The sequence below is a fragment of the Brevibacterium aurantiacum genome, assembly GCF_900169065.1.
GTDB classification, from domain to species: domain Bacteria; phylum Actinomycetota; class Actinomycetes; order Actinomycetales; family Brevibacteriaceae; genus Brevibacterium; species Brevibacterium aurantiacum.
Map to the genome: position 1 here is coordinate 50,245 of NZ_FXZB01000023.1, position 14,450 is coordinate 64,694.

Here is a 14,450-nt window from a genome sequence, read left to right on the forward strand (position 1 = left end):
CTTCAGCTCCACGATCTTCGTTGGTGTCAAGATCCGGTGGGTCAGGTGGAATGGGCGGTCAAATCATGATTGAGCCCAGGGTCCACCAGATACTTCCATCAGCCTAGTCCTCCCGCGCGATCTTCGCTGGGGCGAAATCTTGTGATCTCAATGACGAGTTCATAGTCTTGGATGCTCTTTGCAGCCGATTGCATCGTCTTGACGCGCCGCCATTTGCGCCTCCGGCACACTTGACGGAACAATAAGGGCATGAGTAACTCCTCTTCCGAAAGGACATCTTCCACGTCGACCCTCCTCAACGAGCTGGGCCACAACCTTGGTTTGGCTGCGGGAGACTATGTGCAAGAAATCGGCTACGACGATGACGTCGACTTGGACCTGTGCCAGGCGATCGAAAACATCATTGGTGAGAAAATCGCGGACGGCGATGAAGACGGTGTCTTCGACGCCATCCTGATGTGGTGGCGTTCTGACGACGATGACCTGATTGATGGTCTCGTCGACGCGCAGGTCACATTGAAGGAAGGCGGAGTCGTCTGGCTCCTCTCTCCCAAGGCAAGTCGCCCCGGCCACATCAGCCCGGCCGACATTTCCGAGGCAGCTCCCACAGCAGGCATGCACGTGACCTCGACGGTCAGCGCAGCCGAGCACTGGGCAGGCTTCCGTTTGGTAGGCAAAAAGAACTTCTCATGATCCTTCGGCCCGGAGACCGGGCCCCTGATTTCCGTGTGCCCGATCAGTTCGGGTCCACGATCCACCTCGCCGAGGTGTCTCGCCGGTCGGCTGTCATCCTCGTCTTCTTTCCGTTCGCCTTCTCACCCGTGTGCGGTGACGAGGTCAGAGCATTGGACGACCTGGGGCAGACTCTGGCCGCAGAGTCCGCACCGATCGAGGTCATCGGCATGTCCGTGGATTCGAAGTACACGCTCGCCGCATGGTCGAGCGAGCGTGGGCTTCGACTCGATCTGGGTTCTGACTTCTGGCCCCATGGCGAGGTGGCGAAGTCCTACGGAGTCTTCGATGCCGATCACGGTGTGGCCGAACGCGGAGTCTTCGTCATCTCGCAAACGGGTACGATCGTGACCAGTCGACAGGTCGCACGAACCGAGACGCGTGACTTCTCCGTTGATGTCGCTCAAGCGCGAGCACTTCGCGGTTGAGTCGATGTGATCATCGGATCAGCGTGATCATCGGATCAGCAAGGAGGAATGAAACATGGCCACCATCTTCACCAAGATCATCAACGGAGAGATTCCGGGCACTTTCGTCTACCAGGACGACCTGTGCGTTGCATTCCTCGATGTGTCGCCGATGACCGAGGGCCACACCATGGTCGTACCCCGGGAAGAGATCTCGCACTGGATCGACGCGGACCAGGACCTGCTGGACCATCTCATGGCCGTCAGTCGCAAGGTGGGACGTGCTCAGCAGGAGGCCTTCGACTGTGAGCGCATCGGCGTGATGATCCAGGGCTATGAGGTCCCGCACCTGCATATCCATGTCTGGCCGACGAATAAGATCGCCGACTTCGATATCTCTGATCGGGCTGAGATGCAGACTGCTGAACAGCTGGCAGGGCCTGCCGAGAAGATTCGGCAAGCCCTGGAGCAGCAGTCCTGATCACGCTCAGCGGTCCGCGTTCGCCTCGAGGTAGTGATTGAGTGAGTCTCGGACCAGCTCCGCGCCCTCGGTGCCACCGTAATTGGAGGCAAAGCGCGCGTCACTGACGTACATGTCGGCCAACCCGCGGACATATCCGTCGATGTCACCGCTGGGATCGTTCGCTGGAGTCCCCGGAACAGCTCTCAGCCACTGAACGTGACGGTGAGCCAGGTCCTGGCAGCGATCCGATTCGGGGTCGGCCCCTGCCTCGGCGGCGTTCGCCCAATCCTGATTCAGCTGGTCGACTGCCGCCTTCCATGACTGCTTGTCATCGGGCCTCAGGGACTCCCACCAATGCGCAGACGACTCATAGGCCTCAGGGCCCCAGCGCTGCGTCACCTCCTCTTTGTGCTTGCGATGGTCGAAACCGTCGAACATTTCCTCTGCCATGAGAGGTTCACCTGCTTCCAATCGTGCGATGGTCGCGGTGACGGCGGCGATCTGCCGCTCGATCCGTGCACGCTCGCGTCCGAGGCTGTGCACGTGTTCGCCCAGTGCCGCAATCGGGTCCGAGGTGCTCTCGAGCACCTCGGCGATCTGGTTCAACGGCATGCCCAGCTCCTTGAGAAGGAGAATGCGCTGCAGGCGCACCAGCCCTGTCTCGTCGTAGCAGCGATATCCGTTGTCGGTAATGTACGTCGGTGGCAAGAGGCCGATCGCGTCATAGTGACGCAGTGTTCGGCTCGTCGTCCCCGTCATCCGCGCTGTTTCCTGTATGGACCAGTCCATGACAATCAGCTTAGAAGTTGACGTCGCGTCAATGTCAATAGGGCAGTGAGCACGTGGCCAATTTGGATAGGCAGCGGACCGGGGTCGGCCGGCTCAGGCAGCGGCCCGACTCGCGTCGAGGGCAGCGATGAGATCGTCTGCCAGGTCATCGACGTGTTCGAGTCCCACAGAGAGTCGGATGAGACCATCGCCGGGCTTCGCCGTGGCCGCAACTGGCCTGTGAGTCAGTGACGCCGGATGCTGGATGAGAGTGTCAGCGCCGCCCAGGGACACCGCGTGGACGACGAGGTTGCAGTGTTCGACGAAGCTGCGGGCGGCGTCGAATCCACCGGCGAGCTCCATCGCGATCATCGCACCACCACCGGACATTTGGCGTCCGAGCAGTCCGCGTGGGTCCTGGCCTTTCAGTCCCGGGTAGTGGACGACGGAGATGGCAGGGTGCGCGTCCAGGCGCTCAGCGAGCTCACCGGCGGTGGTCTGAGCCGCGCGCATGCGCACGGCCAGAGTGCGCAAGCCCCGATGAAGGAGATACGCGCCCATGGGGTGGAGCAGGGCTCCTGTGATGGCTCGGACCTGTCGCAGGCGCATCGCCCAGTCGGCGTTGGTGGCGATGATGCCGCCCATGGCATCGCCATGACCGCCGAGGTATTTTGTCGCGCTGTGCAGTACGAGGGCCGCTCCGTGGGAGATGGGCTGCTGGAGAACAGGTGTGCAGAATGTGTTGTCCACCAGCACAGGCACGTTGCCGGCGGCTGAGACGACACTGTCGAGATCAACAAGGTCCAGGCTGGGGTTTGCCGGGGTCTCGACAATGACGAGTCCGGTGTCATCTTGGATCGCCGAGGCGATGTCGGCTTCCTTTGCCCATGTGACTGTTGTCCCCAGCAGTCCGGTTTCGAGGAGGTGGTCGCTTCCGCCATAGAGGGGACGCACTGCGACGATGTGGGGTGTTCCTGCGCTGACGGCCGCGAGAAGTGCGGCAGTCATTGCGGCCATGCCCGTGGCGAAGGCGACTGCTTCCTCAGCGTGTTCGAGCCCGGCCAGCGCGGTCTCGAAGCGTGCGACACCGGGCTGCCAGAGGCGCTGGTAGACGGCCGAGTCGCCGTCCTTGAGCGTATGGCCGGTGGCGAGCCATTCGTAGGAGTCACCGCCGGTGGCGACATCGTTGACTGGGTTGGTGGTCGAGAGGTCGATGGCCGGTACGTGGACTCCTGCCTCGGTGAGGCCTTTCATTCCGCCGTGGACCATGAGCGTTTCTGGGTGCAGTGAGGTCATATCAGCATTCAAGCTATTCCTGCTATTAACTGCAATCATCAGTCAAGAATCCGTGATTTTGTGTACTCCTATCGAAGCTTCTTGAATCACATATGCCAGACTGTGAGTCATGTCGCAGAAAGTGGAACTCGATGATGTTGATCGACAGCTGCTCAAAGCTCTCAGTGAAGATGCCAGAGCATCCGGTATCGCTTTGGCATCTATGGTGGGCATCTCGGAGTCGACGGTTTCGCTTCGCCTCAAGCGCCTCAAGACATTGGGCGTGATCAGAGGCTTTCGCGTCGACATCGATGCCGCAGCTGTGGGCATCCCATTGCAGGCCCTGATCTCCATCCGTCTGGCCAAACATGACCGGGCGGAGATCGATGCCTTCACCGCTGCAGCACCGCAGTTTCCCGGGGTTGTGCGGATGTACCACATGGCAGGAGCTGACGACTATCTGCTCCACATCGTCGCCACCGACACCGAGGCGGTCCAGTCCTTTGTTCTGGACTACCTCACTCGTTATCCGGCAGTCGCCCATACGCGAACCAACCTCATCTACAAGGTTCAGGACGGCTTCGCCTGGATTCCCGACGGTGCCTGAACGCCGCCGAGAGCCCATAATTGAGCCATGACTAGTCAGAAGACTCAGCCCACCGACGTCGACGTCAACGAGTTCCTCGCAGCTGCCGTTCCGAACAAGCGCCGCGAGGACGGGTTCACGCTCGCAGCGATCTTCACCGAGGTGACTGGCACGCAGCCGGTGATGTGGGGCCCATCGATCGTGGGTTACGGGCAGTACCAGTACATTTCACCGTCGAATCCGCGCAACCGGGGCCACTGGCCCAAGACTGGATTCTCACCTCGTAAGGCTCAGCTGTCGCTTTACGGGCTCAAGGACTCACCAGCAGGAGCGGCGTTGCTGACCAGCCTCGGCACGTACACCGAAGGCGCTGGGTGCGTGTATGTGCGCAAGTTGGAAGACATTGACGAGTCGGTGCTGCGCAGACTCATCACCATTGCGTTTGAGCGCCCCGACGATCCCGAGTCCGCGTCCTGACCGCAGCCTGGACTGCAGCGTCGCACGTCTGCTTCGTCTGAGTCAGTGTCGACTGGTGATCGTCAGTCCCTGTTTGCGCTGATGGACCGAGAAGTACCGCAGGCCCTGAGCCTCGTCGGCGAGGAAGCGTCGACGAGAGAGACACGGCAACCAGACTATCTGACCCGGCGCGAGTGGAATCGTGGTCAGCTCTGTCTCCAGGGTTCCACCGCCGTCGAGGATGTGGATGAGGACATCGAGGGCCGGCCCGACGTGTTCCTTGATCTCACCCCCTGGCGAGAGTGCGATGATGTTCGCATCGAGATCACGCTGTTGAGGCTGGAGCTGCCACACAGAACCTGAGGTCTCCGCCACCCCGCCGAGTTCCCCCACATCGGCAAGGACGCGGGGGAGAGGCGTTGCTGCTCGTTTGCTGATGAGAACCCGGAAGTCCTCGTCATCTGAGGACTGTGGTTCCCAGGCCATCGCCTCGGCGAACTCTGCCTCCATCTCGATCTTGAGATTCTTGGGTTCATGGTCGTTGATGAGGACCAGACCGGAGCCGACGTCGAGTTTCTGATAGGCCGCCATGAAGAGCGGATGTCGCTCAGGCTTGGGAATCGTCCGAACGTCAACGGTTTCGGGTACTGGGCCATCGGCCATGGTCAACCTCCAAAGTCAGTCACACATCGATCAACTACAAGTTAGCATCAGGACTACCGGGTCGATGCATGATTTCCTCTCGGCAGAGCATGACAGCACAGGCCACTCGTCACGGACGGTGTCGAAGCAGCAGAAGTCGAACGAGCAGGACAGGACAGATGATGACTGACAATCCACACATCCAGAACCTCCGCGAGTTGGCCGAGGAGCTTCTGCAGAAGGCTCGAGGCGCGAGCAGTGGGCGGGCTGCCCACAGTGTCTATAGTGGGCGCTATCTCAAACAGGCTCTGCTGACCTTGACGGCAGGAACTACGATGGCCGAACACGATTCTCCGCCAGAGGCGACACTGCAGGTACTGCAGGGGAGTGTGGCTTTGTCGTCAGCCGAGGAGTCGTGGGACCTGCGCGCCGGTGACATTATGACGATTCCTCCGGAGCGACACTCCGTGCAGGCACATGAGGACTCTGCTTTCCTGCTGATCATTCGAACCGATGTCAGCTGACCGTCTGCCTCGGCCCCGGTGACGATTCCACTGGTCCTGACCAGGAGAGATCCCATTGGGATCGCGAAGGGCAAGAAAAATGTGCCGCGGCATCGAGTGAACGATGTCGCGACACATTACATGGTCGGGATAGCGGGATTCGAACCCACGACCTCCTCGTCCCGAACGAGGCGCGCTACCAAGCTGCGCTATATCCCGCGACCAGGAACTACTATAGCGATGGCGACGCGTTCTGAAAAATCGGCACGGTCGACCATCTGCGAATGGAAGGAACGGCTCATTGGCACTGACTGCTGGGAGCATCACGACTACCGCCCTCGACATCCTTTCACGCTACGGTTTGGGCGATCTGTCGATGCGCAGGCTCGCACGTGAGCTCGACGTTCAGCCCTCCGCACTGTATTGGCACGTCAAGGATAAGCAGGAGCTCTTCGTCCTCATCGCCACACGGATGAATGCTGAAGTGGATGCGCGATGTCCGTCGACTTCTGACCCGCTTGTGACTGCGATGGCTCTGCGAGACATTCTTCTGACCTACCGTGACGGTGCTGAGATCATGCTGCTCGGCTACTCGATCGCCCCCGGCGAAGTGACTCCTGGCGCGTTGAGCGTCGATGTATTGGGGGAGACGGTCTCCCATGGCGTGATGGCATACGCGCTGGGCGCAGTGGCGATCGAACAGAATCGCAGTCTCTTCGGGATCGAGTCCGGACGTGCCAGTGAGAACTTTGCAGAAACTGCGGCTCAGCTGCTGGAGACTGCCGGTGCCTGAATAGAGAATTCGTCTGCGTGCCTGCCATATGGCATACTGATCAAGCACGTTTGGGAGCATCGCTTCTGAGCTGTTGTGGGGCCTATAGCTCAGTTGGCTAGAGCATCTCGCTTACACCGAGAGGGTCGGGGGTTCGAGTCCCTCTGGGCCCACCAGCAAGAATGTCAGTCATCGTTCGTCTCCTGTTCGTCATCGCGCACCCCCGGCGCACCCCCATCATTGAGAAGCACCAAAGCGGCCCGGTCCGCCGCCGTGCCGAGGTAGTGCAAATATTCGTTTGTGATCGTCACTGTTGAATGGCCTAGCCAGGCCGAGACCGTTGCCAAGTCCACACCGCGACTAAGCCACATACACGCCGCTGTGTGACGGAGGTCATGGAGGCGTCTACCGCGTCCCAGATCAGACCAATCAGTCAGGTGTCGGAATCTCGCGTTCCACAGTTGTCCGCCTCTCGGCCCGGTAATGAGCAGGTCGTCTGCCTTCTTGCCAGAGGCGAGCCGCTCGACCACAGGAACCGCGACATTCGCCAACGGGACAGTTCGCGCCGCGCGGCCCTTCGTGGTCTTCACGTCTTTGCCCTCCGACTGGGAACGCCGGACACGGAGCGCAGGCACCGGCACCTGCTGAACATCACTCACACGAAGGGAACGAGCTTCACCCCACCGGACGCCGCACCAGCCAAGGAGAAGGACCACATCGGCAAAATGCTCCGATGTGGTCCTAATCTGTTTAACAACTTCGGTCAGTTCGGTTTCCGTGAACGGGTTCATCTCGACCTGCTCGGCCTGACGTTTCGGCATCGGCGCGGCACGCACCGGGTTACGCTCGATCCGACGATCCCGCACACACCACTCGAAGAAGGCAGAGAGACTGTCACGCCTCCTCGACACGGCCCCGTAGGAATACGTCTTGAGCATCCTCGTCAGCCAGGCTGAGACTTCAGCGGGAGTCACCGCACCCACCGCGCGAGCTTTGAACGCCGCCGACAGGTGACCGGGCAGCTCGGCATCCGTCTCTGCCGTCTTCTCTGCTACGGTCTCCCAACGATGCTCCACCCACACCGGAAGCAACGCCCCGACCGTCATCCGACCGGCACGAATGTCCGTACCACCAGCCGAAGCAGTCTCCACCTGCCCAGCCCACGCCAACGCGTCCCGGCGACGATCAAACGTCTTCGAACCCAGGCTCACCCGACCCGACTTGGCAACACCCCTGAACCGGCCTGCCAACGTTTTACGGACGAAGGCCATCACGCCCCCTCAAGGTACGCGAGCAAATCCTTGAGCCGGTAGCGCGGAGTTCGAGACTCCAGATAGAGACACCTCGGCCCTCGACCCTGCTGAAACCACCGGCTCAACGTCGACCGATCCACCTGAAGGAAGTCGGCGGCTTCGGCACGTGTGAGCAAACGCTCTTGATTCTTGGTTTTCATGTCAGATTCCTATCCCTGCACCTGCGCGGTGCGCGGCACCCCGCGGATCTCGTTCCTCAATCCACCGGCTATAAAAGATCACTGTTCGGCCTGGTCAGCACTCCGAACCCAGAACAGCCGGCCCTCATCAAGCTTCTCGATCAACTCCCAAGCCTCGGGCAATCCCAGGGCAATCAGGCCGGTGACCAGTAGCGCGTGTTCCTCGTCCGTGAGCGCACCCCCGGCAACCTGATCATCCACGCTGATCACCCTCGTTCTTCTCTACAACCACCAGATCAACAGCGGACGAGAGACGCTCTAGGAGACGCTGGACACGCTCCTGGTCCTCGACCTCACACACACTCACAGTCGCCTCTCTGAGCGCCTCCAGCACGTCGCCAAACGAGAGGTCATCGAGCGGCGTATACCGGTTTCGACCGGCTAGATGCTTAAAATTCATCGTCCGCACCTTCCATAAAGGACAGAGTGACCTCGGCGGCCACACCCCGAACCGCATCATCAGAGCACCAGAACGCACGGAACCGGACAATCTCGGAGGTTTCCGAGTCGATTCCGTAGCCTGTGCCCTGCTGAGTCTCAGGAATCATGTGCGCCTGAGCACCAGCGTCAACGGCCCACGCACCGAGGGCCAGACGAGCGTCATCCTCAGTCCGCAGACGAAGGGCGATCTGGTTCGAGAACAAATCCCGCGTACTCAGGGACTCCTTACGCGGATCCTGCATCGCGGCCAGCACGGAGAAACCAGCCGCGCGGCCTGTCGACAGGATACGTTTGAGATGGGCGTCCACCTTTTTCGAAGTCGCCGTATCCGGGGCGAGATACGTCAGACTCGCCGCCTCATCCACCACCAGCAGCTCAAGAGGATGGTCAGCAGACGGGACATGCTTACGGGAACCCGACTCCACCATGTGGGCAAGCCGCTGTTCCAGAGCATCCTCAAGACCGGCCAGCAAGTCCTTAGCCTCGGCGTACGTGTAGGCGACCTGATGGAACAGGTCAACGCCAGTAGTGAACTCGACGCCACCCTTAAGATCGATCCCATGGACCCGAACCACACCGGCCCGGATCGCAGGAGCCAACCCCAAAAGGAGCGACCAGATCACTGAACCCTTCCCGGAGCCCGTCCCGCCGACCAGCAAGGTCATTTTCCCGTACACCTGCAGTCCATAAAGGCCACCAGACTCGTGGAGACCTATTGGCACCGGCGCAGTCGGATCAACAGACCTCTCAAGGTCCACAGGCGGAACCGGGACGGCTACGGCCAGGGGATCCGCCCATACGAAAGACCAAACAACCGACGCGGAGGTCCGCGATGTTGACGCACGCAGGACGAGACCACCGCAACCCGTGACAAGCCGAGCAGAGGATTCGACCCTCGCGATGGCCTCCGACGACCCGAGATCAGCTGCAGTCTGCCCCTTCGCCGCCGGACTCACAGTGAAATCAACACCGTGCTTCGTCACCGATGCCCGAACAATCCGAGGCACATCTGAATACCGGACAAAGTCCGACCAACGCGCCCAGCCCGTCGCAACGACCAACACCAGACGGACGAAGTCCACGAGAACGTCGCGATCTTCATCAGGCCGCTGAACAGTCTCACCATCCTGCCGATACCCCCGAAGGACCACGGACTCAACCAGACCCGCCTGCCGTTCGTCCTCACGCACCGCACCAACCGATGACCGCCAGAGCATACGATCCCACTCCCGACGCAGACAGACGTAGGCCAGAGCCTGAGAGACCGAGATACCAGACCGCCGCGAAACCCAAATAGCCCACAAGAGAGGACGCATCGGGAGGCTCAGCGCCGCAGAAACAACGAACAACAGCACGAAAAACAACCCGGTGAATACACTCTGACCCGCCGATCCCCAGATCGCGACGAGGACCACGGCCCATACCAGCGACCTGACCACGAAGCCACACCAAGGGAGCAAGCTGCGCGATAGACTACTGATCATGGGTGTTCACCTTCCAACCAGTTGGAGTGGAGGAACCCCATTCGGAAGACGTGGAGAGGGTGCAGTGGCGACCAACCGAGCTACCCTCTCCACGTCGACGCTCCCGACGCTCAATCTCGGCATCCACCTGACGCTGAAACGCGCGACCACGGTCCCGAGCCACGAGGACGATGGTCATAATCATCGCTGACAGGACGACCGTCGCCAGGACGCCGAGACCGACTAAGATCCATGCAGGTCCGCCTGTGTTGAACAGCGAGCCGAACACATCGAAGCCGTTCGCAGGCGGCCACTCGATCCACATCACGATTCGCTCCTCGACTTAGAAGGCTCCGCAGATTGAGACGACTGAACCGGCTTGGCAACCTGTACATCGTCGCAGGAAGCAGCCAGCCCTGATCGATCACCCATTGACCAGGGTCTGATTTCCAGGCCAAGAAGTCGGACAATAGAATTAGCAGGAATGTTCGGCTCTGTACCCGCGAACTTCACCCTCAACGGATCGAGCTCGCCTTCACCTTCAGGTGGGAGGTACACGCAGTCCAGGTCGTAAATGAGTACCCCTTCTGCATTCGTCCGCTGAACACCGGTACCTCGCTCGATTCTCGGGAGCACGCGCATCAGCTGATACGTGCCGTACCCCTCGTCCACTTTGATTCTCGACAGCATCGCTTTATCCTTCCTCTGCTTCTTCGGCAAGCCCGATCCGCTTGACAATCTCCCGATCCGTGAGAAGTCGAACTGTCGGCGAGATCCTCTCACCCTTATCCCCAGTCACCAGACCCACGTCTAGGAACCCGGCTTCACCGAGCGCGTGAAGAGTCTGCGGAACTGAACGGCGTGGATGACCGAATACTCGATGCACTCGAAGAGGAGACACCACCCGCGCGGAATCCGACCGAAGTCCGAACGGGTTCGGACTGTAGAGCTGGGTAAGTAGCCCCACTTGGAGAGTCGGCACCTGTACCGCCGCCGTTTGGAGGAGTAACGCTTGAAGCGTCGTAATCTCTGAACTCATGACTAACCTTTCATAGTTACCGTTTACACCGCGGTTTCCGGTGTTGATCTCCACTCTAAGGCTATAGTGGTATCTATGCAATAGTTGGTGCGGATTTTCGCACAGACCCTCGCCCTAGCGTGAAATCTCAGCTCGCTTGGGAGCTGGTCGCCAACCAACGCCCCAACTATCAAGCCACTTCAGTAGGCCAGCCGACCCCCGAGTCTCGGCCACGTCGAGCAGCTCCCAGGAGCGATGCTTGACCTTCTGCCATTCCTCAGCAGGAAGGACGCAGACTGTATCGTCCACGGTGCCGGTTTCCTCAGCGGCGATCTCCTCATCAGTCGCCTCGACCTCTACCCCGAACTGCTCACGGAAGCCCTTCGCCCACGACACCTGTCGGTGCCCAGGGGCCACGTCCTGCCACTCAGCGAAAATGGCGCGATCTACTGCCGTGCCGTGCGCCACCAAGTCCCGAGCAATCTGAAACGGTGTACGGTTCCCGCCACGAGCAACCTTCTGGGCACCTTGCGTCACCTCACGCGACACCCCAGAAAGGTCCGCGCCCTGCTTGGAGAGATAGCGTCCGAGGTTGCCGAGGTCGCCCTGTTCAGAGACGGAGACGTCGACCCCATAGCCGGGCAGTGCAGTGAACCCCTTGTGCTTCTTCGTGGCCTTCAAACCGGCCTGCCAGCGACCGAAAATCCGCTGACCCAGAGCAGTCGCGTCAGCAGGTGTACCCCGGTAGGCGATCACAGAATGAAGATGGACGTGCCACCCGTTCTTGCCGTGAGTCACCTCGACCGCCTTGACCCAACCCGGAATCTCGAACCGCCGCTTATCGTCCAGCCACGCCTTACCACTGGTCACTCGACCCCAGCCACGAGACACCGCCGACCAAACATCGCGGAGAGAGTCCTGAGCCGAGTGCCTCACCGTCAACGTGACCATCGCCAGGTCATAGCCAGCCGCTCGGACATTGTTGAGAACTGTGCTCAGGTCCTCAGCACGACTCGCGCTCACTTTCGAGGCACAGACTGGACAGACCCACGGGCTACCGCAGGTCGAGAGGCCAGCAAACCCGGCACGACGACCCGACGCGGTTTCGGTGACTCGAACACCGACACCTGACGACGAACACACCCGCGACCCACACAACTGCACAGCCTTCCGCTTCGCGAACCGACGCAAATCCGAACGCAGCTGGAACTTCTCCGCCCGGCGTTGCTGGCGGGCCAGACGAGCATCACCAGACTCAGCAGTGAAGAGTTGGGCACGATTTACCGAGGGGGCCGGTTGCTCGCTGCCTCCTGCGGCTCCTGCGCGCGGCCTCCGGCCGTGCTCGGGCCTTGTCGTCGTCGGCACCGGCCCGCGGCCTTCGGCCGCAATCTTTGACCCTGTGGCACGCACCCCCGGCGCACCCCGACCGTGCAATCGAGTACGTGCAGATGCGTCAACATCACCGCGTGCACACAGTACATTGCTGGAATTAGCGCGGTTTCGAGAACTTACACCGAGAGGGTCGGGGGTTCAAGTCCCTCTGGGCCCACAGTTTAACATTCGATAAGTTGCCTGGTCAGAGTCTTACTGAGTCAAGGTTTAACCGTTGAAATGGTCACTTGCCCACATTTCTTTCTGAACCGTTGTGATCTATGAACATCCAACGCTTCTGAAACCTGGTCCAAATCGGGGCTGAATCGGTCGGGACTGATACAGGGTTTGGTGACATCTAAACTGGCTCGTTTGGATACAGCTCGGGAACGACCGACATCAAGCCACAACCTTATCCACAAGTTTGGCGATGTCGTCGTCCGCGGGGACGGGTGAGAGGGGCTGCGTGGTGCGAAGGAACCGTGCGACAGCCGCGGTTGATTCGTTCGCGACCCTGTGGCTTTGGTGGGCAGCGTTGTCGGCCTGGATCAATGCTGTGATTATGTGTGATTGAAGGTCCGCGATCGCGATGTCGTCGCGACTTATCCACTCGCCGAGGCGGAGTGCAGCGCGCACAATGTTATGCGACGTCGTAAGTGCGTACCCCTATTTGGAAAGCAAGTCGATGAGTTTTCTCATCAGCGGGTTCAATGGGCCGCCATCGCGGCGAGGACGTATCCCCGGCCTTGTCCACCAGTCGTCGGTAGAACCTATGTCTGCTTGTCGGTTCATGGCTATAGCCATTCTCCTAAGATCGGGAAAAGCATGTCAGTCTTTGGTTATGCCGACCTTTGAATTATCCATGACGCTGTGACAGGAGACAACGCCCGGGAGTTCAGCATAAGCCAACATCAGCATATGCTCTGAATTCGGTTGATAAGGCTGAGCTGATCTCTCGGAAGGGGTGGTCGGAGCTGATTGACGTGATGACTGAGAACTCGAAGTGAGTGGCTTGGTACATCTAGGAACTGCTGCGTTCACCTTTTAATTATCGTCGGTTGATAGAGGTTCGTTCTGTATGGATCAGGCAGGGTGACACCGAGACAGTGGCCGCACAGAATACCAAAAAACAGTCTCTACGAAACCCGGATCTTGACACCAAGCGAGGAGGGAGCCATAGACCGGTCTTTTACTGAGGACTCCAGGTCCGGGTAATCGGAAGGCCTTACCAGCTCCTTCCAGTACCCATTAGAGTAACTGAGTATTTGGAGGTTTGAAGGCCACTCGATATTGCCTCAGGGGACCACCGGTATTGCCTTTGGAGGCCAGGAGTGGTGTCGGTCGGGGCCACTGGTGAGTATTTGTAGCCGTGGGTGCCAGCCAATATTATGCTTGGGGCCGGCAACATTGGCCTTGGGGACCAACTATGGTGTCGGTCAGCGCCGCCGACTTCCATCGTTGCTGGAATACTCGAAGGTCGAGTGGTCACGAATCTGGCGGAGGCCTGCGCGAGGGCCCGGGCGGCGTCGTGCACCGTGGTGTGGCCAACCATGACCCCGGCGTACTCCACAGCGGCTGGGCATTTTGTAGCGAGCCTTCTCGGCGCAACCACTGCGAAACACTGTAGTTGCCGCTACAGGCGTTCCGGTCGTTACAGCGCAAAGCTTTGTTTACCCTCGCCGGGCCGAGAAGTTTTCGATTGGGCATGGCCCCCAAAAGAGCCAACGCTGAATTCGATCACCGGCGCCCAGAGGCACGACCGGTGGACCCCAGCGAAGCAAATATTCAGTAACGGGGCAGTCCAGTTCGAGCGCGGGCGGATCCTCGAACCCCAGCGCGAGGGGATCGAGCTGGCCAAAGCTCAAAGCGTCTATCAGCGCAAGCTCACTGGCGAAGACGTGCAAGCCTGCCGAGTGGGGTCTGCATGGGAATCTGGCTCATCGTAAATAAGAGTGTAGAACCGGTCTGAAACCACCGGACTCAAGTAGGCACCTCGCGATGTAATGAGTCAGGTTACGAAACCCGAGTGCCGATCCTCGAAGGTGCTCGAGCCGACCATTG

Annotated in this window: 18 protein-coding genes and 2 tRNA genes; 8 read left to right on the forward strand and 12 right to left on the reverse strand. The window is 59.9% G+C overall.

All coding sequences use genetic code 11. The features are described from left to right. Positions 1-249: 249 nt before the first annotated feature. Genes BAUR9175_RS15350 through BAUR9175_RS15360 form a run of 3 tightly spaced genes read left to right on the forward strand, consistent with a single transcriptional unit; the run spans position 250 to position 1,620 of the window. A complete protein-coding gene (locus BAUR9175_RS15350; protein ID WP_029416782.1) occupies positions 250-693 on the forward strand; it encodes a DUF3052 domain-containing protein in 444 nt (147 codons plus the stop codon). Beyond that, the gene (locus BAUR9175_RS15355) at positions 690-1,160 is read left to right on the forward strand and encodes a peroxiredoxin (RefSeq protein WP_009882393.1); all 471 of its coding nucleotides are present in this window, start codon (positions 690-692) and stop codon (positions 1,158-1,160) included. Before BAUR9175_RS15350 ends, BAUR9175_RS15355 begins: the two co-directional genes overlap by 4 nt. A 55-nt stretch (positions 1,161-1,215) precedes the next feature. Beyond that, a complete protein-coding gene (locus BAUR9175_RS15360) occupies positions 1,216-1,620 on the forward strand; it encodes an HIT family protein (protein ID WP_009882392.1) in 405 nt (134 codons plus the stop codon). A 6-nt stretch (positions 1,621-1,626) separates the two neighbouring features. Here BAUR9175_RS15360 and BAUR9175_RS15365 read toward each other — a convergent pair whose 3' ends face one another. After that, a complete protein-coding gene (locus tag BAUR9175_RS15365; protein WP_101584319.1) occupies positions 1,627-2,391 on the reverse strand; it encodes a MerR family transcriptional regulator in 765 nt (254 codons plus the stop codon). A 93-nt stretch (positions 2,392-2,484) separates the two neighbouring features. Further along, on the reverse strand, positions 2,485-3,705 hold the full coding sequence (locus tag BAUR9175_RS15370; protein ID WP_502799281.1) for a trans-sulfuration enzyme family protein: 1,221 nt from the start codon (positions 3,703-3,705) through the stop codon (positions 2,485-2,487). Between the two features lie 70 nt (positions 3,706-3,775). On the opposite strand from BAUR9175_RS15370, the gene BAUR9175_RS15375 reads away from it, so the two are divergent. Continuing rightward, positions 3,776-4,252, forward strand: coding sequence for an Lrp/AsnC family transcriptional regulator (locus tag BAUR9175_RS15375; protein WP_101584321.1), 477 nt, complete (start codon positions 3,776-3,778; stop codon positions 4,250-4,252). 27 nt (positions 4,253-4,279) lie between these two features. Then, the gene (locus BAUR9175_RS15380) at positions 4,280-4,708 is read left to right on the forward strand and encodes a DUF1801 domain-containing protein (RefSeq protein ID WP_009882387.1); all 429 of its coding nucleotides are present in this window, start codon (positions 4,280-4,282) and stop codon (positions 4,706-4,708) included. Between the two features lie 42 nt (positions 4,709-4,750). On the opposite strand, the gene BAUR9175_RS15385 is transcribed toward BAUR9175_RS15380, so the two are convergent. Continuing rightward, positions 4,751-5,350: a DUF2249 domain-containing protein gene (locus BAUR9175_RS15385; protein WP_009882385.1), complete on the reverse strand. Its 600-nt coding sequence runs from the start codon at positions 5,348-5,350 to the stop codon at positions 4,751-4,753. Between the two features lie 158 nt (positions 5,351-5,508). Between BAUR9175_RS15385 and BAUR9175_RS15390 the strand changes: the two genes are divergently transcribed. Beyond that, positions 5,509-5,853, forward strand: coding sequence for a cupin domain-containing protein (locus tag BAUR9175_RS15390; RefSeq protein ID WP_096179023.1), 345 nt, complete (start codon positions 5,509-5,511; stop codon positions 5,851-5,853). A 121-nt stretch (positions 5,854-5,974) separates the two neighbouring features. Here the strand turns inward: BAUR9175_RS15390 and BAUR9175_RS15395 are convergent. Then, a tRNA-Pro gene (locus tag BAUR9175_RS15395) sits at positions 5,975-6,051 on the reverse strand. An 82-nt stretch (positions 6,052-6,133) separates the two neighbouring features. Between BAUR9175_RS15395 and BAUR9175_RS15400 the strand changes: the two genes are divergently transcribed. After that, positions 6,134-6,625, forward strand: a complete 492-nt coding sequence (locus tag BAUR9175_RS15400; RefSeq protein ID WP_009882382.1) for a TetR family transcriptional regulator — start codon at positions 6,134-6,136, stop codon at positions 6,623-6,625. A 78-nt stretch (positions 6,626-6,703) separates the two neighbouring features. Continuing rightward, positions 6,704-6,780, forward strand: a tRNA-Val gene (locus BAUR9175_RS15405). 9 nt (positions 6,781-6,789) lie between these two features. Here BAUR9175_RS15405 and BAUR9175_RS15410 read toward each other — a convergent pair. From BAUR9175_RS15410 to BAUR9175_RS15445, 8 genes are all read right to left on the reverse strand, one after another. Continuing rightward, positions 6,790-7,875 carry a tyrosine-type recombinase/integrase gene (locus BAUR9175_RS15410; protein ID WP_101584334.1) on the reverse strand — a complete coding sequence of 362 codons (1,086 nt, stop codon included), beginning with the start codon at positions 7,873-7,875 and terminating at the stop codon, positions 6,790-6,792. Continuing rightward, positions 7,875-8,057, reverse strand: coding sequence for a helix-turn-helix transcriptional regulator (locus BAUR9175_RS19965; protein ID WP_101584341.1), 183 nt, complete (start codon positions 8,055-8,057; stop codon positions 7,875-7,877). The genes BAUR9175_RS15410 and BAUR9175_RS19965 overlap by 1 nt, the downstream gene beginning before the upstream one ends. Before the next feature lie 78 nt (positions 8,058-8,135). Then, the gene (locus BAUR9175_RS19410; protein WP_180959257.1) at positions 8,136-8,297 is read right to left on the reverse strand and encodes a hypothetical protein; all 162 of its coding nucleotides are present in this window, start codon (positions 8,295-8,297) and stop codon (positions 8,136-8,138) included. Further along, entirely contained in the window at positions 8,290-8,496 is a 207-nt protein-coding gene (locus BAUR9175_RS15420; RefSeq protein WP_101584343.1) for a hypothetical protein, read from the reverse strand. Before BAUR9175_RS15420 ends, BAUR9175_RS19410 begins: the two co-directional genes overlap by 8 nt. Continuing rightward, entirely contained in the window at positions 8,486-9,202 is a 717-nt protein-coding gene (locus tag BAUR9175_RS19415) for an FtsK/SpoIIIE domain-containing protein (RefSeq protein ID WP_180959258.1), read from the reverse strand. Before BAUR9175_RS19415 ends, BAUR9175_RS15420 begins: the two co-directional genes overlap by 11 nt. Before the next feature lie 808 nt (positions 9,203-10,010). Beyond that, complete coding sequence (locus tag BAUR9175_RS15430; protein ID WP_141322641.1) at positions 10,011-10,328, reverse strand: hypothetical protein; 318 nt, start codon at positions 10,326-10,328, stop codon at positions 10,011-10,013. Further along, positions 10,325-10,720, reverse strand: coding sequence for a hypothetical protein (locus BAUR9175_RS15435; RefSeq protein WP_141322642.1), 396 nt, complete (start codon positions 10,718-10,720; stop codon positions 10,325-10,327). Before BAUR9175_RS15435 ends, BAUR9175_RS15430 begins: the two co-directional genes overlap by 4 nt. Before the next feature lie 433 nt (positions 10,721-11,153). Next, a complete protein-coding gene (locus BAUR9175_RS15445) occupies positions 11,154-12,428 on the reverse strand; it encodes a protein rep (RefSeq protein ID WP_307722857.1) in 1,275 nt (424 codons plus the stop codon). Between the last annotated feature and the right edge of the window lie 2,022 nt (positions 12,429-14,450).

Bases quoted from the DNA above. Each gene is read 5' to 3' on its own strand.
- BAUR9175_RS15410 (WP_101584334.1), bottom strand. From the start codon at position 7,875: ATGGCCTTCGTCCGTAAAACGTTGGCAGGCCGGTTCAGGGGTGTTGCC.
- BAUR9175_RS19415 (WP_180959258.1), bottom strand. From the start codon at position 9,202: ATGACCTTGCTGGTCGGCGGGACGGGCTCCGGGAAGGGTTCAGTGATC.
- BAUR9175_RS15375 (WP_101584321.1), top strand. From the start codon at position 3,776: ATGTCGCAGAAAGTGGAACTCGATGATGTTGATCGACAGCTGCTCAAA.
- BAUR9175_RS15360 (WP_009882392.1), top strand. From the start codon at position 1,216: ATGGCCACCATCTTCACCAAGATCATCAACGGAGAGATTCCGGGCACT.
- BAUR9175_RS19965 (WP_101584341.1), bottom strand. From the start codon at position 8,057: ATGAAAACCAAGAATCAAGAGCGTTTGCTCACACGTGCCGAAGCCGCC.
- BAUR9175_RS15390 (WP_096179023.1), top strand. From the start codon at position 5,509: ATGATGACTGACAATCCACACATCCAGAACCTCCGCGAGTTGGCCGAG.
- BAUR9175_RS15370 (WP_502799281.1), bottom strand. From the start codon at position 3,705: ATGATTGCAGTTAATAGCAGGAATAGCTTGAATGCTGATATGACCTCA.
- BAUR9175_RS15365 (WP_101584319.1), bottom strand. From the start codon at position 2,391: ATGGACTGGTCCATACAGGAAACAGCGCGGATGACGGGGACGACGAGC.
- BAUR9175_RS15420 (WP_101584343.1), bottom strand. From the start codon at position 8,496: ATGAATTTTAAGCATCTAGCCGGTCGAAACCGGTATACGCCGCTCGAT.
- BAUR9175_RS15385 (WP_009882385.1), bottom strand. From the start codon at position 5,350: ATGGCCGATGGCCCAGTACCCGAAACCGTTGACGTTCGGACGATTCCC.
- BAUR9175_RS15355 (WP_009882393.1), top strand. From the start codon at position 690: ATGATCCTTCGGCCCGGAGACCGGGCCCCTGATTTCCGTGTGCCCGAT.
- BAUR9175_RS15380 (WP_009882387.1), top strand. From the start codon at position 4,280: ATGACTAGTCAGAAGACTCAGCCCACCGACGTCGACGTCAACGAGTTC.
- BAUR9175_RS15350 (WP_029416782.1), top strand. From the start codon at position 250: ATGAGTAACTCCTCTTCCGAAAGGACATCTTCCACGTCGACCCTCCTC.